Annotated in this window: 20 protein-coding genes; all 20 read left to right on the forward strand. The window is 36.0% G+C overall.

The genetic code is table 11. From position 1 onward, the window contains the following. The first annotated feature begins 18 nt into the window (after positions 1 to 18). The 20 genes from MK119_RS15505 (at position 19) to MK119_RS15600 (ending at position 19,345) form a co-directional block, all read left to right on the forward strand. Positions 19 to 3,336, forward strand: coding sequence for an amino acid adenylation domain-containing protein (locus MK119_RS15505; protein ID WP_290680433.1), 3,318 nt, complete (start codon positions 19 to 21; stop codon positions 3,334 to 3,336). Between the two features lie 4 nt (positions 3,337 to 3,340). Then, complete coding sequence (locus MK119_RS15510; protein ID WP_290680435.1) at positions 3,341 to 4,624, forward strand: condensation domain-containing protein; 1,284 nt, start codon at positions 3,341 to 3,343, stop codon at positions 4,622 to 4,624. A gap of 74 nt (positions 4,625 to 4,698) precedes the next feature. Further along, complete coding sequence (locus tag MK119_RS15515) at positions 4,699 to 7,092, forward strand: TonB-dependent receptor (RefSeq protein ID WP_290680437.1); 2,394 nt, start codon at positions 4,699 to 4,701, stop codon at positions 7,090 to 7,092. Between the two features lie 24 nt (positions 7,093 to 7,116). Beyond that, the gene (locus MK119_RS15520; RefSeq protein WP_290680439.1) at positions 7,117 to 7,860 is read left to right on the forward strand and encodes an alpha/beta fold hydrolase; all 744 of its coding nucleotides are present in this window, start codon (positions 7,117 to 7,119) and stop codon (positions 7,858 to 7,860) included. A gap of 140 nt (positions 7,861 to 8,000) precedes the next feature. Next, a complete protein-coding gene (locus MK119_RS15525) occupies positions 8,001 to 8,390 on the forward strand; it encodes a hypothetical protein (RefSeq protein WP_290680441.1) in 390 nt (129 codons plus the stop codon). A gap of 33 nt (positions 8,391 to 8,423) precedes the next feature. Continuing rightward, positions 8,424 to 10,055 carry a cyclic peptide export ABC transporter gene (locus MK119_RS15530; protein ID WP_290680443.1) on the forward strand — a complete coding sequence of 544 codons (1,632 nt, stop codon included), beginning with the start codon at positions 8,424 to 8,426 and terminating at the stop codon, positions 10,053 to 10,055. Between the two features lie 18 nt (positions 10,056 to 10,073). Then, positions 10,074 to 10,850 (forward strand): DUF2807 domain-containing protein, encoded by a 777-nt coding sequence (locus MK119_RS15535; RefSeq protein WP_290680445.1) that lies wholly within the window; start codon positions 10,074 to 10,076, stop codon positions 10,848 to 10,850. 366 nt (positions 10,851 to 11,216) lie between these two features. After that, positions 11,217 to 11,396 (forward strand): hypothetical protein, encoded by a 180-nt coding sequence (locus MK119_RS15540; RefSeq protein WP_290680447.1) that lies wholly within the window; start codon positions 11,217 to 11,219, stop codon positions 11,394 to 11,396. Positions 11,397 to 11,441: 45 nt separating this feature from the next. Beyond that, on the forward strand, positions 11,442 to 11,582 hold the full coding sequence (locus MK119_RS15545; RefSeq protein WP_290680449.1) for a hypothetical protein: 141 nt from the start codon (positions 11,442 to 11,444) through the stop codon (positions 11,580 to 11,582). A 188-nt stretch (positions 11,583 to 11,770) separates the two neighbouring features. Then, positions 11,771 to 11,929 (forward strand): hypothetical protein, encoded by a 159-nt coding sequence (locus MK119_RS15550; RefSeq protein ID WP_290680451.1) that lies wholly within the window; start codon positions 11,771 to 11,773, stop codon positions 11,927 to 11,929. Between the two features lie 227 nt (positions 11,930 to 12,156). Further along, positions 12,157 to 12,291, forward strand: a complete 135-nt coding sequence (locus MK119_RS15555) for a hypothetical protein (RefSeq protein WP_290680453.1) — start codon at positions 12,157 to 12,159, stop codon at positions 12,289 to 12,291. A gap of 41 nt (positions 12,292 to 12,332) precedes the next feature. After that, a complete protein-coding gene (locus MK119_RS15560) occupies positions 12,333 to 12,515 on the forward strand; it encodes a hypothetical protein (RefSeq protein WP_290680455.1) in 183 nt (60 codons plus the stop codon). A gap of 205 nt (positions 12,516 to 12,720) precedes the next feature. Beyond that, complete coding sequence (locus MK119_RS15565; protein WP_290680457.1) at positions 12,721 to 12,876, forward strand: hypothetical protein; 156 nt, start codon at positions 12,721 to 12,723, stop codon at positions 12,874 to 12,876. Positions 12,877 to 13,129: 253 nt separating this feature from the next. Then, entirely contained in the window at positions 13,130 to 13,294 is a 165-nt protein-coding gene (locus MK119_RS15570) for a hypothetical protein (RefSeq protein ID WP_290680459.1), read from the forward strand. A gap of 128 nt (positions 13,295 to 13,422) precedes the next feature. After that, complete coding sequence (locus MK119_RS15575) at positions 13,423 to 13,587, forward strand: hypothetical protein (protein WP_290680461.1); 165 nt, start codon at positions 13,423 to 13,425, stop codon at positions 13,585 to 13,587. 60 nt (positions 13,588 to 13,647) lie between these two features. Next, positions 13,648 to 13,815 carry a hypothetical protein gene (locus MK119_RS15580; RefSeq protein ID WP_290680463.1) on the forward strand — a complete coding sequence of 56 codons (168 nt, stop codon included), beginning with the start codon at positions 13,648 to 13,650 and terminating at the stop codon, positions 13,813 to 13,815. Positions 13,816 to 13,916: 101 nt separating this feature from the next. Then, positions 13,917 to 14,093 (forward strand): hypothetical protein, encoded by a 177-nt coding sequence (locus tag MK119_RS15585; protein ID WP_290680465.1) that lies wholly within the window; start codon positions 13,917 to 13,919, stop codon positions 14,091 to 14,093. A gap of 328 nt (positions 14,094 to 14,421) precedes the next feature. Then, positions 14,422 to 14,607, forward strand: coding sequence for a hypothetical protein (locus tag MK119_RS15590; RefSeq protein ID WP_290680467.1), 186 nt, complete (start codon positions 14,422 to 14,424; stop codon positions 14,605 to 14,607). Positions 14,608 to 14,701: 94 nt separating this feature from the next. Continuing rightward, positions 14,702 to 14,845, forward strand: a complete 144-nt coding sequence (locus MK119_RS15595; RefSeq protein WP_290680468.1) for a hypothetical protein — start codon at positions 14,702 to 14,704, stop codon at positions 14,843 to 14,845. Positions 14,846 to 14,914: 69 nt separating this feature from the next. Beyond that, positions 14,915 to 19,345 (forward strand): amino acid adenylation domain-containing protein, encoded by a 4,431-nt coding sequence (locus MK119_RS15600; protein WP_290680470.1) that lies wholly within the window; start codon positions 14,915 to 14,917, stop codon positions 19,343 to 19,345. The last annotated feature ends 18 nt before the right edge of the window (positions 19,346 to 19,363 follow it).

Raw genomic sequence — 19,363 nt, forward strand, 5'->3', positions numbered from 1 at the left:
ATCAACAATTACCTTATCATGATTGAAACAATATTACATACACTCAAAATGCGCAATGTGAAAATTGACGTAGTGGATGAGCGCTTAGACGTAAAGGCTCCGAAAGGAGCTCTTACGGCTACGTTGATTGAGGATATTAAATCCAACAAACAAGCGTTGATCGATTTTATCAAAGAACACAAAAAGGATACAACGGCTGCGTATGAACTCATACCAAATGTGCCAACACAAGCACACTATCCGTTATCTTCTGCGCAAAGACGTTTGTGGATTCTATGTCAATTTGAAAAAGAATCTGTTGCGTACAATATGCCACAACACCGCGTATTTTCAGAAGATGTAGATATTGAAAATTTTGAAAAAGCAATTTTTCAAACGATAGAAAGACACGAAATCTTACGCACTGTTTTTAGAGAAGCTGACAATGGAGACGTACGTCAGTTTGTCCTTTCGTTAGATGAACTCAATTTTAAAGTTGAGCGAAAAGACGTTTCTACGGCGAAAAACCCACAGCAAGCAGCTGTACAGTTTATCAATTCGGATGCCATCATACCATTCGATTTGTCTAACGGGCCGTTATTGCGTGCAGCTATTATCAAAGTAGCGCAAAATGAAAGTGTTTTCTACTTCAACATACATCATATTATCAGTGATGGCTGGTCTATGAATGTATTGACGAACGACGTAATGCACTTCTACCAAACCTTGCAAATGGGAACAGCGCCAATGCTTGATCCATTAGAGATTCAGTACAAAGATTTTGCAAACTGGCAACAAGAAAACTTACAGAGTGCCGCACAAAAAGCAGCAGCAAATCACTGGAAGCAACAATTTTCTGGTGAAATTCCAGTATTGGAATTGCCATCGCAAAAAAAGCGTCCGTTGCTTAAAACGACAAGTGGAAGAACCTTGTTAACCTATATTGACGCAGCGACTACGACAGCGTTAAAAGATTTTGCAAATCAGCATGAAGGAAGTTTATTTATGGCATTAATTACCGTAATGAACTCTTTATTTTACCGTTACACATCGCAAGATGATTTTATCATTGGAAGTCCGTCTGCGGGAAGAGATCATGTGCAGTTAGAAAACCAAATTGGGTTTTATTTAAACACGATCGCGTTGCGAACTCAGGTGGCTGCGGAGGATTCGTTTAGCTCATTATTTACAAAAGTACGTAAGACCACCTTTGATGCGTATAAGCATCAACAGTATCCTTTTGATCAATTGGTGGAAGAACTTAAATTGAAAAGAGACAACAGTCGCAACCCAATTTTTGATGTGATGTTGTTATTGCAAAATTTCAACGAAAGTACTGCAGACATCGTGATTGAAAATACAGAAGAAATTAGTGTACAAGGCGAAGGTTTCTGTAAATATGACTTCCTGTTCACGTTTCAAGAAATAGGCGAGTACTTGTCTATGGAAGTAAACTTCAATACGGACATATATGAAGATGCTTTTGTGGAAGATTTCATAAAGCACTTCAAAAATGTATTAGCAGCCGCATTACAAGCACCTGAAACGGCGATTGGAAAATTACCGTTTATCGCTCAGGAAGAAAAAGTAATCTTGTTAGAAACGTTCAACAATACAAAAACTAGCGATGTTGCAGCAATGCAAACGTTGGTAGAATCGTTTGAAGCGCAAGTGGAAAAAACGCCAAACAACATTGCGATTGAATTTGAAAACATACGTTACACATACAAACAACTCAATGAACTCAGCAATCAGTTTGCGAGATTCATTCAAAAAAATTACAATAGTAAAGTAGGTGATATTGTTGGAATTCGTTTAGAACGCTCAGGTGATTACTTAATTTATTTATTGGGAATCTTAAAAACAAGAGCGTGTTGTTCGCCAATCAATATCAACATTCCGTTAGAAAAACTAGCACACATCACTAAAAACACTGATTTCGTCATTAAGGAAGAAGAAATTGAAGTGTTTGCTGTTGAAAAATCAAACTACAGTTCAGAAAATCTAGCGGAAGCATATTGCATAGAAGACTTAGCATACATCGTATACACATCAGGATCTACTGGTGTACCAAAAGGGTGTATGTTGCAACACAAAGGAATTGTAAATCACATTTACAGTAAAATTGAATTACTCGATTTAGATGAAAGCGACACCATTTGTCACACGTCTAAAATGTATTTTGTAGGTGGGATTTGGCAATTGTGGACACCATTATTCTTGGGAGGAAAAGTGTTATTGACAACCATGTCAGAACTCCAAAACATTCCTTCACTTATTGATAAAGCCTTAGCAAACAAGGTTGAAGTATTAGAAGTAATTCCATCACAGTTAAATGCTTTATTTGCGATTCAGGAAGAAGCAAAACTAAAAGGATTTAGAAAAATCATTCTAACAGGTGAGAAGTTGACAGTAAGTTATGTCAATAAGTTCTTTGACATTCACTCAACTATTGAATTGGTGAATACGTATGGACAATCAGAATGTTCGGATGTGACGACATTCTTCCAAATGAATTCAAAAATTGAAGATGGTAAAATCTTAATCGGAAAACCGATCAGAAATACACGCATGTTTGTATTGGATGCCAACAAGGAATTATGTCCAATTGGCGTAGTAGGAGAGTTATGTACTTCTGGTTTGGGCGTAAGTCCTGGTTATTTAAATCAACCAGAATTAACAGCAAAAAGCTTTGTTCAAAATCCAGTAAACACAAAAGAACGTTTATATAAAACAGGCGATTTAGGAAGATGGCTACCTGATGGAAATCTTGAAATTCTTGGTAGAAAAGATCATCAAATCAGTATTCGTGGCTATCGAATTGAGATGGGCGAAATTGAAAGTACCTTACAAAAATATGCCAATGTTCGTAGAGCTGTAGTACAAGCAAAAGAACTCAAAGAAGGAGAAACACTATTAATAGCGTATTTAGAAACCAACGAAGCATTCAGTTTGCCTGAATTGCGTTCGTATTTAAAAACACGCTTACAAGAATATATGATGCCTTCGTATTTCATCATTTTGGATGAATTGCCACTGACACCAAACGGAAAGATTGACAAGAAAGCCTTGCCACATCCAAACACAGTAGAATTACAAACAGGAAACACCTTTGTAGCACCAAGCACAGAAACGGAACTACAGCTAGTTGAGATCATCAAAAACATCTTAGACGTTTCCAAAGTAAGTATCAAAGACAGCTTTTATGATTTGGGCGGCGATTCCATCAAGCTTATTCAGTTATTACACGAGCTTAAAAAAGTAGGATACAACATTCGTCCTGAGCAAGTGTTAAAAGCAACTGATATTGAAGCGATTGCAGCGGAATTAGCAGTAAGGTATTTCAGAAGCTTCTGACGATGTGGATGAATTTTGCACGGTAACGGCTTTTAATTTTAATAAAGAAACACTCGTTGAAATTTCAGAAAATCAAAAGCACATGATGAACTTCCCTGAATCTCAGGCAGTCATTGGTCCATTTGTATTACCACAAGATGTGGATGAAATTTTAGGACAAGAAGTACAGCAGTTTTTAAGTTACTTTCCAGAGTTACACATAGAATTCATCGAGAAAGACGGAAAAATATACCAAAAGAAAAGTACGGATAATACCATACAAATTGAAACAATATATAAGGAAGCAAACATCACCAATGAAGTATTAGAAACTTGGCAAGAAGAAATTGCATTACAAAAATTTGATATTATCAACGGAGTTTCCACACGTTTACAAATCTTAAAAGATAGCATTAGCGATCGTACTTGGTTTTGTTTGGCAATGAGTCACGTTTTAATAGACTTGCACTCAGCTCAAATCTTACACGATGTACTGCGAGATTATATTTTCAAGCGTACACTAACCAAACAGGAAACGATGTATTCAAGTTTGCACTTTGCAACTTGGCAACAGCATTTCTTGGAAAGCGAAACAGGGAAAGCATCGAGAGCATTTTGGAAATCGTTCTTAGTAGAAAACTTGCAGCACAATACACTCACTGAAAAGCTGAAGCAAACGAGTTATATCGCAGAAACATACACAATTATAGGTGATGAGTTTACAACATTACAAAACTATGCGAATCACATCAAAGTATCGCTTTCGGTAGTATGTATGGCATATCATGAATATGTAATGGAGCAGTTAAAAGACGAAGCCATTTCCATACAACTCATGCTTGTCAACGGCCGCGAACGCAGCTCAGAAAGTTTTGACGCTTCCAATGTCATTGGAGTTATCAACAATATGCTGCCATTACCGATCACACAAAAAGAAACAATTTCTTTTGAAGAACGATGTACGGCATTACAACTCAAATACATTCAAGCAAGACAACATCAAAATATTCCTTTCGAAACCATTCGAAAAGATTTTATACAAGAAAGTGCAGTAGACATTGCGTCTGTACGACAAGGAACTGTAAACTTTCAACCCTTAGGTGGAGAATTTGATATACAACCCAATCCCAACACTGTAGCAAAGAACATTAATATTAACAGAAAAATTTATTTAGACATGACATGTAGGCAACGCACCAACGGAATTCAAATCGAATTTATTAGCACTCCTGAACTATCAGAAAAATTAGGAAAAGCTAATTTAAGTCCAAAAAACATACTAAAATTTTTACCAATAAACAAGGGTTAGTTGGGAGGTGAAGTAGGAAAATAAGTCTTATTTTCGGCGTCAACTTTCAAACCAATACACAAATTAGAATTATTATGAAAAAAGTATTTTATGACACAAAAGCAAGCCTGATATGGTTGTTCATCATGTTGCCATGTTTAGTATTCGCACAAGTAGAACTAAGCGGTAGCGTAAAAGATGAAACAGGTCCACTTCCTTTTGCCAATGTTGTATTAAAAGATGCAGCAGGAACGGTAGTAACAGGAACAATATCAGATGAAAACGGAGCTTTCAAAATAACTTTAGATAAAGGAACCTACACTGTGGTTGTCAGCTTTATAGGGAGTAAAGACTGGACCAAACAAATAACACTTAACGAAAATATGTCTCTTGGAGAAATATCACTGGAAGCCGATAGATTGGCAACCGTCGTGGTTACTGCAAGAAAGAAACTCATTGAATACAAACCTGATCGTTTGGTATTGAATGTGGAAAACAATATTTCGGCAGCGGGAGGAAACGCTATCAATGCGTTGAGCGTGGCACCAGGAATCATTATTCAAAATGGAAGCATTAGCATGTTAGGGAAAGGCGCTTCTAGAGTAATGGTAGACGATCGCTTGATTGAATTGTCAGGAGCGGAATTGGTGAACTACTTAAACTCAATTTCTGCGGAAGACATCAAAAGTATTGAAGTAATTACCAATCCACCAGCAAAATATGATGCTGCCGGAGAAGGCGGATTGATCAATATCGTTATGAAGAAAGGTAAACGAAACTCTTGGAGAAATTCAACTACCTTAAGTTTGGATCAAAACACGTTCAACTTTTATACCTTACGAAACAACTTCTTCTATAACAAAAACAAGTTCAGATTCACCTTAAGCGCAAGCGGTGTTACAGGAGATATCCGAAACAAAGCAGATTTGGATATTTTCTTTCAAGACGGACCTTGGAAATTAGATGGAGATGAAAAACAAAAGCGAGACGATTTAAGCGGAAGATTTACTGTCGATTACGATCTTACAGATAAAGTCACGATCGGAGTGCAATATCAAGGAAACAAAAGCAATCCTGACAGACGCTATCGAAACGCAACGACTATCTTTGACAACAATAACAATGCAGATGCATTTATCATCAACAATGGAGCGGCAGATTTAGACAGAACAAGTCACTCGTTAAACGCACACTTAGAATCTACTTTAGATACCTTGGGAAGACGTTTATTTTTTGATATAGATTACTTTAATTACAATGCAGCCACTGACAACCAGTTTACTGCAGATATCTTTGACGCAAACGGAGCTTTTGTTGCACTTGATCAAGCAGCGAGAAACATTTCGGATCAAGAAATCAACAACGTAAGTGTTCGTGCTGATATGGAGCATCCAACAAAATTTGCAAACATTTCGTATGGAGCAAAATATAGTGTCATTAGAACCGACAGTGATATTGAGTTTTTTGATGAAAGCTCAGGAGCGCCTGTATTTGATCCAAATCAGTCAAACGTATTTGAATACGAGGAAAACAATCAAGCGGTTTATGTAAGTGCTTCCAAAAACTTAAACGAGCATTGGAGCATGCAATTAGGATTACGATTTGAAGCAACGCAAACTACTGGTTTTTCACAAACCTTGAATCAAACAAATGACAACGATTATTCAAAACTATTTCCAACATTCTATGTGAGTTATGCGAAAGAAAACAACTCGTTTTATTTCAACTACGGAAAACGAATCAATCGTCCAAGCTTTGCAGATTTAAATCCTTTTAGAACCTATATCAACAGTACAAGTTTCTCTGAAGGAAACCCGTTCTTACAGCCATCATTCACTGATAACTTTGAATTGAGTTATACCTACAAAAGAAAATGGAGAACTTATGCATTTGCCAACATCTTAAGCGATGGTTATGGTTTGGTATTTAGAGCGAACGAAGCTTCAAACAATCAGGTAATTACAAGAGAGAATTACTATGACGAATTTTTCTACGGAATTGGACAAAGTTATTCAACTGACATTACCAAATGGTGGCAATCGCAAAACTCAGTATACTTACTAGGATCTACCAGTGATTTTGACAATACACTAGCTGCGCGACCACAAAACGGCGTTCGTTTTTATGCAACCTCAAACAATACACTTTCGTTAGGAGAAAACACTAAAATGCAGGTGGATTATGTATACAGTTCAAATTACAAAAGAGGATTGTATGAATTTGGACAAACTTCTGGATTAAACATTTCTTTTAGACAAAGTTTCTTAGACAACAAACTAAACGCTTCTGTTCTTTTCAATGATGTATTCAACTCCAATTTCTTAAGAGATTATACTTCGGTAGTGAATAACATCCAACAAATATACAACGAGAACAACAGTAGCCGATTCGTACGTTTCTCATTGACGTATAACTTCGGAAACAACGAAATCAATGTGAGAAAACCAGGCTTCGGTAACAACGAAGAGCAAAACAGAAGTAAGCAATAAGTTAACCAATAAAATATACGTATAATGAACAAACGCAAAGTACAATTATTTCTATTACACTTTGCGGGAGGAAGCAGATACTCTTTTGACTTTTTAAAAGAGTATCTGTCTAACTCAGTGGAATGTATTCCGCTAGAACTTCCCGGCAGAGGAAAACGATACGGAGAAACACTGATCAGAGATAAAGAAGCAGCCATACACGATTATTGTCAACAAATAAGAGCATTGCGCAACAAGCAACCTTTTGTCATTTATGGACACAGTATGGGCGCAACCTTAGGAGTCTCAGTAGCAAACTTTATGCAAAAAATAGGCGATCCGCCATCAGCATTGATTGTCACAGGGAATTCAGGTCCAGGAACGCTTCTTATCGATAATGAAGGAAACGAAATGCCACAGAAAACGCGCTATCTTATGAACGCGATCGACTTTAAAAACGAATTGATCGAATTGGGCGGCGCACCAGATGAAGTACTCAACAATGACGAAATATATAACTTTTTTGATCCGATATTAAGAGCTGATTTTGAAGTATTAGAAAAAGAATCAACCTATACAGAAGAAGGCATCTTATTACATGTTCCTATCATCGCCTTGATGGGCACGGAAGAAAAAACATCGCATCAAATTGACAACTGGCAACGATTTACCACAGAAAAGCTCGAATCTAATATCTTAGACGGAAATCACTTTTTTATTCACAATCATACGAGAGCAATCGCCAACGTCATTCGCAACGCTTCAAGCGTAGTATACGCAGCACTGTAACAGACACAACCATACTTATAAAACATACCAATTTGCATTCTTTACAATGCGAACACACCTGCTATTTATCTATTGTTAACCAACACATAACATATAGAATGCTGAATTTTTCTTAGAACGAATTCATAAAACAAACCAAGATGAATTATACAAACATTAACACGCAACCGATTCCTCAAGTAGCTTACGATATTAAAAATACCTACGTATACCTATTGGAATCCAAAACAGGTGTGCGTTACGACTATGACCAAGAAGTAGTAACTATTAACAAAATGACATTGTCAGAATCACTATCCATACGATTCAAATATACCTTAGGAAGTCTCAACTTTCTATATGAACAGGTTTCTGAAAAAGTGGTCAACATCAGCGAACGAAACGGATTATTAGACCGCATCTTAGAACTCTTTACGAGACTTCAAAATCAATTAACATTCATTACTTCCGAAAAGCATGTGGAAGAGTTGATTGGAGTCGTCAACAAAGAGAAACTGGATATCAAAATAAGAATTCCTAATTACCTATAAAATCAAACACAAACAAATTAAAAACTAGAAAACATGTTTAACATTAAACCAAAAAACATTATTTATATCGTACTGTACGCATTGCCAAATACGGTTTTAAGTTTTAGCATTGTATACATTATAAATAACGTACTCTCCGGAAATCCAGGATTTCTTCAAGCTCATATGGGGATTGTTTTTACGGCCTTAGTTGTATATACGTATTTACTGAATATTGTATTTCAAAAATGGCTCAATAAGTTCTCATTTAACATTTTATACAGCAATGAGAAAAAAATATTCAATCAAATTTTAAAAGCGCCAATGTTAAGTTTGGAACGATTTGGACCGAAACGCTTTTTAACTGCTGTAGAAGATTTAAGAACCTTTTCAACCTTACCTTATACCGTAACGCACACAGTAAACTCGGTATTAATGCTTGTCTTGTGTTTGGTATATATGTTTACACTTTCAGCATCTTCTGCACTAATCGTAATCGGATTAATTTTAGTTGTAGCAGCATGTTACTTTATTGTCGTAAACTCTATGTCGAAACAAGTAGCAACCTTGCGCGAATACAACGAACACTATTACCAGTACGTAGGTGATGTATTGGATGGTTTTAAAGAATTGAAAATTAGCTTCTTTAGAAGAGAAAACTTAATGAATAAGTTTTTAGCACCTAACCGTGATAAGGCTGAAGGTTTAGACTTTAAAATCAATTATATCTTCCTTTCAATCAACTTGATAAGTCAATATGGATTGTACTTTGTTATTGCAGTTATTTTGTTTGCATTACCAGCATTAAACCTGTTAGAAAGAGCCGATGTCATCTCGTATGTAGTGATTGTGATGTTTATTTCTGGACCGATCAACAATTTGATCAACTTGCAGCAAATGTATACGCGATTTATGGTAGCGAATATGCGAATTAACAATTTCTTGCGCGACTTTAAACTGCTAGACAACCACGACGAGTTACAAGAAGCACATGTAGATTCTTTTGATACCTTAAGTTTCGAGAATGTTCACTTTAACTATAGTGACGATCCTGAATCAGATTCTTTTGCTTTAGGACCAATTAACTTAGAAATTAAAAGTGGTGAAGTCGTATTTATAGTTGGAGGAAATGGTTCGGGTAAAAGTACTTTTATCAATACCTTGACGGGAATTTACACGCCATCCAAAGGACAAATACTCTTAAATGGAGAATCAGAAAATATCAAAGGGAAATTACAGAACATGATTTCTGCGGTATTTACAGACAACCACATCTTTACACACAATTACGATAATTATGTCCTTGAAGAAAATGCTATCTACAACGAATGGTTAAAAATCATGCAAATGGACAAAGTAGTGCCAGATGATTCAGATGCCTCTGTGCGACGCAACTTCTCTAAAGGACAAAGCAAGCGTATATCGCTCATATTTGCCATGTTAGAAGATAAACCATTATTGATTTTGGACGAATGGGCAGCAGATCAGGATCCACATTTCAGACGATTCTTCTACGAGGAACTCATTCCAAAATTCAGAGAAGCAGGAAAAACAGTAGTTGCGGTAACACACGACGATGCGTATTTCCACAGTGCAGATCGTATCATCAAGTTCGATTACGGAAGAGTAGTCAAAGATGTAAAAGTGATGAGCAAGCAAGAATTGACAGAAACCCTTTGGATATAATACCTAAAACCTGAAATCATGAAAAAAAATAAAAAAAGACGCATGCAAAAAAATAGAAACAAGAATGTGAAAAATCCATCAGTTCTATTTTTTAGTTTCAAAAATACGCAAGCAGCTTCACCAGAAACTGTAGCGGTAAATCCTTTTGACAAAATAGTTGTAAGCCCACACATTCAAGCGGTTTTCAAACAAGGCGATCAAGAATCGATTACAATTGAAAATCTCACCATTGCTTCTGACAAAATGAACATCGAAGTTGAGGACAAAGTTCTCAAAGTATTTTTACAAAATGCAGAAGCAGAAGTAAATTTAGACGATGAGCAATCTATCAAGTGGGATGACAATTCGGTGTACAAAGGAACGATCGCAAAAATTGTCATTACCTATAAAGATTTGGGCAAAATTGCACTTGTTGGAGAAGAAAAATTCACCTTTGAAGATGCCATGCAGCAAGAAAATCTCAAAGTAAAACTCATTGGAAATACAAAAATGTTTATCCAAGAAGCAGCAATTGAAAACTTAGATATCACTTCGTTTGGTAAAAATTACTTAGAAGTAAGTTCTGGAACCATTCCGTATCAAAATGTTACTGCTTTTGGAGAAGACGAAATCAACTTACTAGGAGTTGAAAATAAAATCACCAAAGTAAAATCTTTAGGAAATGGAAAATTAAAATTCAACGTTTCCAAAAAACTCAGTGTTACAAGTTTGGGGGACGGACTCATTCAATACAAAGGCAGTGCAAGAGTTTCCAAAGGTTTTATGTTAGGAAAATCGAAAGTAGAAAAACTCTAATACCAGTTATAATTTGAAATTGTAAATGGTATGTTTCTAGTAGCGCACTCGCTACGCATTCAACAGAATTATTTATTGGAATTAGTTAACTATCTGTAAAATAGCGACTTAAAAACCGCTATTTGCAGATAGGTGGGATTCCTATGTCTAATCATAACAAACACAACACACGATGAAGAAAAAAACAAACCAAACGAAGTTGCGACGACGAGTCATTTCAGCCTTAAATGAAACTCACATTTTAGGTGGACTCCAAAGAGCAACACAAAGTGATCAAGCGCTGACAGGCTGCAACACCAACTGTAGAACAGATAACTGTCAGTCAGCACAAAAAAATAAGTAGTAACAATTAAAACACAATCAATTATGAAAACAAAATCATTAAAAACACTAGCACTAAAAAAAGGAACTATTTCAAATTTAGAATTGGTCAATGGAGGCGCAGCAGGAGCTGAACAAAAAGAACAAGCAAAGGCAGGCGGTTTAAGCTTTTTTTCACAATGTGCTGAATGCATGCCGCCAACTTCATACACTACATTGATTTAGCATTTTAAACAAATCAATTATTCATTAACCAAAAAGACACCAATTATGAAAAGAAAATCACTAAAGTTTCTACCATTTAGAAGAACGCGAATTTCAAACTTTCAAGGGACAGAAACTCGAGAAGCCAAAAGTTGGGGACACTCCTGTTTTACTTCATTGAAAGTTCCGATTCCATTTCACCAATAGCTCTTTAAAGCAATAGAAGTTTGACTATGAAAAACAACACACTAATCAGATTAAGCTTCAAGAAAAGAATCATTTCAAATATAGAAAATAGCCATGACGGATTGCAGCAAAAAGGAGGTGGTACTTCAACGCCTTTGTACTGCTATAGTGATCTGTGCGCTACGCTTTATGGAAGCTAAATCTCAAACATGGAAATCATCAAAAAAAGAAGATCAAAAACATTAAACCTGAAAAAAGGAATTATTTCAGATCTAGAGAAAATCAATGGTGGTTTAAAACCATCTAGAACAGGCGATACAGTACTATGTGTGACTAGAGCACCATACTGTCCTGAAGATCCTGTATGACCAAATTAAAACTTTTAAAACCAAAAATTATGAAAAAAAGGAAATCATTAAAAAAGATGCGATTGAATAAAAAGAATATTTCTCGATTGCGTAAAGTTACCGGAGGAGTAGCGAGTAATTCATGGCCTATTTGTCAGAGTGATTTGTGCCCTTCAAACTTAACCTGCAAAACTTGCGATAAGTGTGAAATAAAATAGGTAAAAGTATTCATTAACAAGATATGAGATATGAAAAAAAGAAAATCAAAAGCATTAGACTTTAAAAAAGAAATCATTTCAGATTTAAAGAAAATTAAAGGAGGCTTATTACCATTTAAAACAGGAGACACAGCGCTGTGTATGAGTACGGATACATTTTGTTAGTCATCTGTAGAACCAAATTAAAACTTTTAACATAGAAGATTATGAAAAAAAAATCAATTAACAAGTTCAATTTGAAAAAGGCAACTGTTTCAAACTTTAACCAACTCAAAGGAGGCGCTTCTTCTTTAAGTAGTTGTCATGCAGGTAATTGTCAAACAATTATAAACAACACATGTATTACTTGTGAAGCAAAAGAGAAAGACCCAATTTCACCAAAATCATAAAATAAGTATGAAAAAAAATAGATCAAAAAGCAAGTTACGCTTGCGTATGGAAAACATTTCGAACATGGAAAAGGTCACAGGAGGGAAAACAACAAATGTCTCTGCAACCGTTTGCGACACCGCACTTTTTATAAGCAGATTTGATGATTGTTCTCCACCGAAAAACCCATAATCGTAAATCATTAAAAACAAAAAAATAAAAAACATGAAAACAAAATCATTTAACAAATTCAATTTTAAGAAATCAAAAATCTCAAACTTAGAAAGTATCAAAGCAGGATTCAAATCGCCAGTAGAAAGTGCGCAATCGTACGAAGATACTACATGTGCCAGCTTTTCAGGCTGTGATACTTTCCGTTAAAGGAAAATCAGCAAGGATACACTAACAATCATTTTTTAATCTAAATCAAAACGAATTCAAACTTCCTTAGACCCTTTTCTGAGGAAGTTGAGAATTCTTTAAAAAACAACACAATGGAAAACAACAGAAATAACAAAGATCAAAGATATAGCAGATACAATCTTCCACACAGAAATGGAAATGCTAGAAAAACAAGACAAGAACTTGAAATGAAACAACAAAAGTAACATTCAAACCATAAAAACAAGAAGTCATGAAAAATAATCGAAAAAACAGTAAGAAAAACGCATTGGAACTCAACAAAAAATCGGTGTCAAAATTCAATGTTCAAGAGGTGACTGGAGGTGTTGCAAATACACAGAATACCTGTAGAAGAAGTGTTTGTGTAACATGTCACACCATTGACTGGTCAAAATAAATAGTATTAATCCAAAAACTGAAATCATGAAAAAAACAAGCCATAGCAAGTTGAATTTTACAAAGGCAAAGCTTGCCTACTATAAAAAAATGAAAGACGGATTTAAACCAATCAAAAACTAGAAAATCATGAAGAAGAACAAAAAAAACAAATCTTTAGAACTCAATAAAAAGTCTGTATCTGATTTAAATGAAACAGCACTCAACGGTGGACATGCGGCTGACTCTATCAGCTTTCCTATACAAGCTTGCAGTTTTCCTTTAGATGCATGTAATATTCAACGCGCTAAATAATTCTAGTGCCCTTTTTTATCACAATAGATTAAAAATTAACTACCAAGAAAAATAGAAATCATGAAAAACAACAAAAACTCAAAATCATTACAACTCAACAAAAAAGCAATTTCTGATTTAAACAGAAAAGAAATCAATGGCGGACGTGCTGCTTCAAATTTCACTGCAAATCTATATCAATGTTTATCAATTAAAACGAATTGTGTAGGATGCAATAGAACGCGATAACAATTCCTAAAACACTTTTTTAGGAATATACATTTTCAAGTGTACCAATGATTCTATTGATAAAATACACATCAAAAAATAACCATCAAAATTAGAAGATCATGAAAAATAAGAAAAATTCGAAGTCCTTAGAATTGAACAAAAAATCAATATCAGAATTAAATCGTAAAGAAATCAAAGGTGGATTAGCAGCCTCGGGTTCAGATTTTGTTTGTGGAAGCGATCTCTGCAATCTCACAAAAGAAGATCCGTGTAAAGCAAAAGAGAGTCCAGCATAGATACTAAAGGAACCTAGCAATTCTTTTGCTACTAAACGCACCAAAAATTAATTAACAATCAAAACTCAGAAAATCATGAAAAACAAGAAAAAAAATACAGCCTTAAAATTCAATAAAAGTCAATATCTGTCTTAAGTGAAAAAGAAATCCATGGTGGAATTAAAGCTTCTGGACTTACAGCACCACCAGCTGCATTTAGTATTCCAAACTGCAGAGTAAGCTAGGCATTCTATAAGGGCTTCCTTGAAGATCAATTTTGAGGAAGCCAACCATTCTATTACAACACACACACAACACAATACACACACAACATCAAAAATAGAAAATCATGAAAACAAGATCATTAGGGAAATTGAAATTAAAAAAAGTGAATGTCTTCAATTTGTATTTAAGCAAAGGAGGAATTCCCAAAGCAATAACTCAAGGTCGTTCAGAAGCCTGTTTAGCTCCTCGAGCTTCAGAGTATTATACATACGAACTTATGTGTGCAAGCCCAGCGCTTAGAGCATACTAAAAACAATTTAGAATCTTCCTCTAATTAGACCTTGAGGAAGGTACTCATTCCTTCAATACACACACAATACACACAACATCAAAACTAGAAAATCATGAAAAATGATGCAATCACCAATATAAAATTTGCTAAAACTATGATTGCTGACTTAACAAAGCAGCAAGGAACTACAATGCAAAGCTGGAGTTCAATCGCTTTAAATGCTATCAAACAACAAACACTGGCAAATCAGAAATAAAACAATCTTTTCTGAAATGACTGACCAACAGTCTTTATTTCTATTGAACTTTTAAAACAATTAGTTATTATGAAACTTACACTTCCACAACAGGATATATACTTTGAGCAGCTTATATATCCTAACGAACCTATATATAATATTGGCGCAAATATTCGTATCGAAGGAAACATCGATCACGATATCATGAGCCAAGCATACATTGCACTGATCAACCAACACGATGCGTACAGAAGCATCTTAAAAGGAAACTTATTGGCAACAGAAATTACCATGATGCCTAGCTGTAACAAGCCTTTGGAATTCATTGATTTCTCCCAAGAAGCCAATGCAGCAACTCTTGCGCATGAATACATGCATAGCGATTTTAAAATAGCTTTCGACATCACTGCAGAAGAAGTACTATTCAAATTTGTACTGATCAAAGTTGCTGAAAACGCGTATCACTTGTACTCAAAATATCATCACATTATTGTGGATGGTTGGGGAACTTCGGTGATGTTTCAGCGCTTAGTGAAAAACTACAATGAATTGATCGAATTTGGAGAAATTACGTCAGAATATCCATTTAGCTATGAAGCTTTTGTTGAAAATGACGCTGACTACGAAAACTCAGAAGCCTATGAAAATGACAAAGCGTACTGGACCGACAAATTCAAAACCTTGCCAAATGCACTTTTTGAGCGTAAAAACCCAACAGTACACAGCAACAAAAGTGATCGTAAAACATTGGTCTTAAAACGTGCAGTATACAACAAACTAGCAGAAGTATCCAAAGCATGCAAGGCAACGACATTGCATACGATTTTGGCGGCATTAAATCTGTACTTTGCGCGCAAGCATCAAAATAATGACATCGTTATTGGATTGCCAGTATTGAACAGATCGTCAGCAAAATTCAAAAAAACAGTTGGACTGTTCATGGGAATTTCATCACTGCGTATGCAATTGGATCTAGAAGATTCTTTTGATGCATTCGTACAACAAATTCGCCAGCAATTACGTCAAGACTATCGTTATCAGCGTTTTCCTTTGGGGAAATTGGTACAAGAGCTAGACTTATTCCACGAAAAAGACGGGTTATTCAACATTACATTGTCGTATGAAAAGCAAAACTATTCGGATCATTTTGCAAATACAATGACAGAAGTAATTCCAATGACGCATGGCGCAGAACGTGTTGCCTTAGCATTATACATTCGTGAATTTGACGATGCTGCGGATATTCGCATTGACTTTGACTACAACACCAACTATTTTGATGAAGCAGAAATTTCACAAGTAGTGGCACATGTAGATACCTTATTACAAAATATCATTGCAGATCCTACGGAAAAACTAGCTAATTACACGTATTTATCAGCAGAAGAACAAGCACAACTTGTTGCGTTCAATGATACAAAAGTAGCGTTGCCAACTGATGAAACTGTATTAGATGCTGTATCAAACAATGCAACAAACTACGACAGCAAAATTGCCGTAAAAGATGCTTCAAAAGCATACACATACGAAGCGTTAGAAACTACATCTAATACCATTGCGCAAGCGTTGCAACAAGAATTTGTAGCATCCAAAGCACCAATCGCAGTATTGATGGATCGCTCAGCGGATTTAGTGGCAGTATTGTTAGGAATTATGAAATCAGGAAGTGCATACATTCCACTAGATCCTTCATTCCCTAAAGAAAGATTGCAATACATCATCAAGCATAGCAATGTCAGCGGAATTGTAGGAGATGCAGCGTACAAAGAGTTGATCAGTGCTTCAACATTTATAGATGCTGCGGCATTGTTGGAAGCAAAAGATGCAAGCGAAGTGTTACCAAAAGTGACACCGCAAGATTCGGCATACATCATTTACACGTCAGGGTCGACAGGAAATCCAAAAGGTGTTGAAATAGGGCATAAGTCGCTATTCAATTTCCTATCAAGCATGATTCAGCGTCCTGAAATCAAAGTGTCAGACACGCTATTCTCTGTAACGACAATTTCGTTTGATATTTCCATTTTGGAATTATTTGCGCCGTTAATGGCTGGAGCGACTTTATATGTTGCCAACAAAGAAACGCTTAGCAATCCAGCACACATTATGAGTGCATTGCAAGATGTACAACCAAGCATATTACAAGCAACACCAAGTTTCTATCAAATGCTATTCAACGATGGTTGGACAGGTGATGCTTCGCTCAAAGTTTTATGCGGAGGTGATGTATTAGGAAAAGCATTAGCACAAAAAATACTAGATACTTGCGACAGTCTTTGGAATATGTACGGACCAACAGAAACGACTATTTGGTCTAGCGTGAAGCAAATAGAAAAAGCAGCAGACGCATCCAATATTGGGACACCAATATTTAATACAGAATTCCTCATTTTGGACGAAGCCTTACAGCCTTTACCAATTGGCGCAGCAGGAAGCATCTATATTGGTGGTGACGGTTTGGCGAAAGGATATTATAAAAATGAAGCCTTAACGGCAGAACGTTTCATAGAAAATCCAGTAGATGCCAACGAACGCATCTACAACACAGGAGACCTAGGAAAATGGACCGCAAACGGTGAAATTGAATTCTTAGGAAGAAACGATTTCCAAGTAAAAATTAGAGGCTTCCGAATTGAACTAGGTGACATTGAAACCAAACTCAACGCTATGCAAGCGATCAAAGATGCTGTTGTCGTAAAGAAAATGGTAGAAGATGAAGCAGTCTTAGTTGCATATGTGATGATGCTTGATGAAAAAAGTTTTGATGGAAAAGTAATCACAGAAAGTCTAAAGACACAATTACCAGGCTACATGATTCCAAATGCGATCATTCCTGTAGATAGTTTCCCATTAACACCAAACAAAAAGGTAGATCGCAAAGCATTATCCAATAGAGATTTAAAAATCGCAGGAGTTGCAGAAGCGGAAAATCAGCCAACAAACGAAACAGAAGAAAAACGATACCAATTCTTCAAAGAAATACTAAAAACAGAAGAAGATTTCAGCATAGACACTAGCTTCTTCATGTTAGGAGGACATTCACTCAACGCCGTTCGCTTGATCGGATTGATCGAAAAGGAATTTGGACATCGCTTAACCTTACACGACATGTTCGACTATCCAGATGTGATTTCTTTAGCAAAACAATTAGACAGTCGCGCACCAGCAGAAAAGCAAGTCATTCACTTAGCAGAAGAAAAAGAATATTATCCAGTAACATTTCCACAATATGCAATCTGGTTGGCATCGCTTCAAGCGGAAAAATCAATTGCGTACAACATGTTCTCAACTTATGAAATTCAAGGAACCATTGATATAGACATCATCCGAGAAGCATTCAAAGGATTGGTGAACAAATATGAAATTTTGCGCACCAACTTTGTAGAACACAATGGAAATGCCTATCAAAAAATAAAACCATTTGAGGATGTAGTGTTCAATGTAGATGAAGTAGCAACAACAGCTGAAGCTTTTGATGAAACTCTAACACGTTACACAAACTCCGAGTTCAAGTTAGCAGATGATTTACTCATCAAAATTGCTGTTTTCAAAGTAGACGGACAATTAGATCGCTTGGTATTCTCAACGCATCACGTCATCATGGACGGCTGGTCGTTAGAATTAATGATTCAGGAAACAACCGATCGTTACCGCGCTATTGCAGCCAGCGAAACCTATGCGGACGAGCCATTAGCCTTCCAGTTCAAAGACTTTGTGGAATGGCAAAACAAAAAAGAGCAAGACGAATTAGCAGTCAATACGGAATTCTGGAGCGAGTACATTCATGGATATCAATGGAAACAATTGGTACCATACGACAATCAATTCGCAGAAGCAAATTACAGAGGAGAGTTTTACCAATTCAAATGGGAGCGTTCGTTCTTTGATGCGCTGAACGAATTGGCGGTCCAAAACAAAGTCACCATGCATACACTCTTGATGGGAACGTTCAACACGTTACTCTACAAAATGTACGGTCAAGATGATTTATGTGTCGGAACAATCAACTCTGGGCGAACATTCTCAGAACTTAACAAACACTTAGGAATGTTTGTAAAAACATTACCGTTACGAACACAAGTAACACCTGAAACATCGTATTCAACATTCCTGAAATACATGCATGAGAATCTGATGAACGTGGATTCGCATCAAGATGTACCAGAAGAAGTATTGAACACATTGCGTTTCGAAGCCATTTTGGTATTGCAAAACCAATCGTTCAACTATGGTGAAATAGATATTTCAGAAAGCTTAAAACTCGTAGCAAAACCAGCCATAGCAGAATTCAACCGATTGCCAATGCTAATCGATTTCTCAGTAGATAGAGACTATTTACACGGTTGTATTCTATACGACATGAGCAAATATCACAAAGAAACATTCGAAATACTCATTCTAAAATTTGAAAAACTACTACAACAAGTACTTCAAAATATAGACGCTGCCATTCATGAATATGACATCAGCTTAGATTTTGAACAACAAGAAGTCGTAGACATTGACTTTAACTTTTAACACAACAACTTAACAAAT

Origin of the sequence: Kordia sp. (assembly GCF_022447245.1) — a bacterium.
Taxonomy (GTDB): Bacteria; Bacteroidota; Bacteroidia; order Flavobacteriales; family Flavobacteriaceae; genus Kordia.

What these genes read in the sequence shown, in the direction of transcription:
- MK119_RS15505 (WP_290680433.1), top strand. Translation starts at nt 19, where the DNA reads ATGATTGAAACAATATTACATACACTCAAAATGCGCAATGTGAAAATT.
- MK119_RS15515 (WP_290680437.1), top strand. Translation starts at nt 4,699, where the DNA reads ATGAAAAAAGTATTTTATGACACAAAAGCAAGCCTGATATGGTTGTTC.
- MK119_RS15520 (WP_290680439.1), top strand. Translation starts at nt 7,117, where the DNA reads ATGAACAAACGCAAAGTACAATTATTTCTATTACACTTTGCGGGAGGA.
- MK119_RS15525 (WP_290680441.1), top strand. Translation starts at nt 8,001, where the DNA reads ATGAATTATACAAACATTAACACGCAACCGATTCCTCAAGTAGCTTAC.
- MK119_RS15530 (WP_290680443.1), top strand. Translation starts at nt 8,424, where the DNA reads ATGTTTAACATTAAACCAAAAAACATTATTTATATCGTACTGTACGCA.
- MK119_RS15535 (WP_290680445.1), top strand. Translation starts at nt 10,074, where the DNA reads ATGAAAAAAAATAAAAAAAGACGCATGCAAAAAAATAGAAACAAGAAT.
- MK119_RS15540 (WP_290680447.1), top strand. Translation starts at nt 11,217, where the DNA reads ATGAAAACAAAATCATTAAAAACACTAGCACTAAAAAAAGGAACTATT.
- MK119_RS15545 (WP_290680449.1), top strand. Translation starts at nt 11,442, where the DNA reads ATGAAAAGAAAATCACTAAAGTTTCTACCATTTAGAAGAACGCGAATT.
- MK119_RS15550 (WP_290680451.1), top strand. Translation starts at nt 11,771, where the DNA reads ATGGAAATCATCAAAAAAAGAAGATCAAAAACATTAAACCTGAAAAAA.
- MK119_RS15555 (WP_290680453.1), top strand. Translation starts at nt 12,157, where the DNA reads ATGAAAAAAAGAAAATCAAAAGCATTAGACTTTAAAAAAGAAATCATT.
- MK119_RS15560 (WP_290680455.1), top strand. Translation starts at nt 12,333, where the DNA reads ATGAAAAAAAAATCAATTAACAAGTTCAATTTGAAAAAGGCAACTGTT.
- MK119_RS15565 (WP_290680457.1), top strand. Translation starts at nt 12,721, where the DNA reads ATGAAAACAAAATCATTTAACAAATTCAATTTTAAGAAATCAAAAATC.
- MK119_RS15570 (WP_290680459.1), top strand. Translation starts at nt 13,130, where the DNA reads ATGAAAAATAATCGAAAAAACAGTAAGAAAAACGCATTGGAACTCAAC.
- MK119_RS15575 (WP_290680461.1), top strand. Translation starts at nt 13,423, where the DNA reads ATGAAGAAGAACAAAAAAAACAAATCTTTAGAACTCAATAAAAAGTCT.
- MK119_RS15580 (WP_290680463.1), top strand. Translation starts at nt 13,648, where the DNA reads ATGAAAAACAACAAAAACTCAAAATCATTACAACTCAACAAAAAAGCA.
- MK119_RS15585 (WP_290680465.1), top strand. Translation starts at nt 13,917, where the DNA reads ATGAAAAATAAGAAAAATTCGAAGTCCTTAGAATTGAACAAAAAATCA.
- MK119_RS15590 (WP_290680467.1), top strand. Translation starts at nt 14,422, where the DNA reads ATGAAAACAAGATCATTAGGGAAATTGAAATTAAAAAAAGTGAATGTC.
- MK119_RS15595 (WP_290680468.1), top strand. Translation starts at nt 14,702, where the DNA reads ATGAAAAATGATGCAATCACCAATATAAAATTTGCTAAAACTATGATT.
- MK119_RS15600 (WP_290680470.1), top strand. Translation starts at nt 14,915, where the DNA reads ATGAAACTTACACTTCCACAACAGGATATATACTTTGAGCAGCTTATA.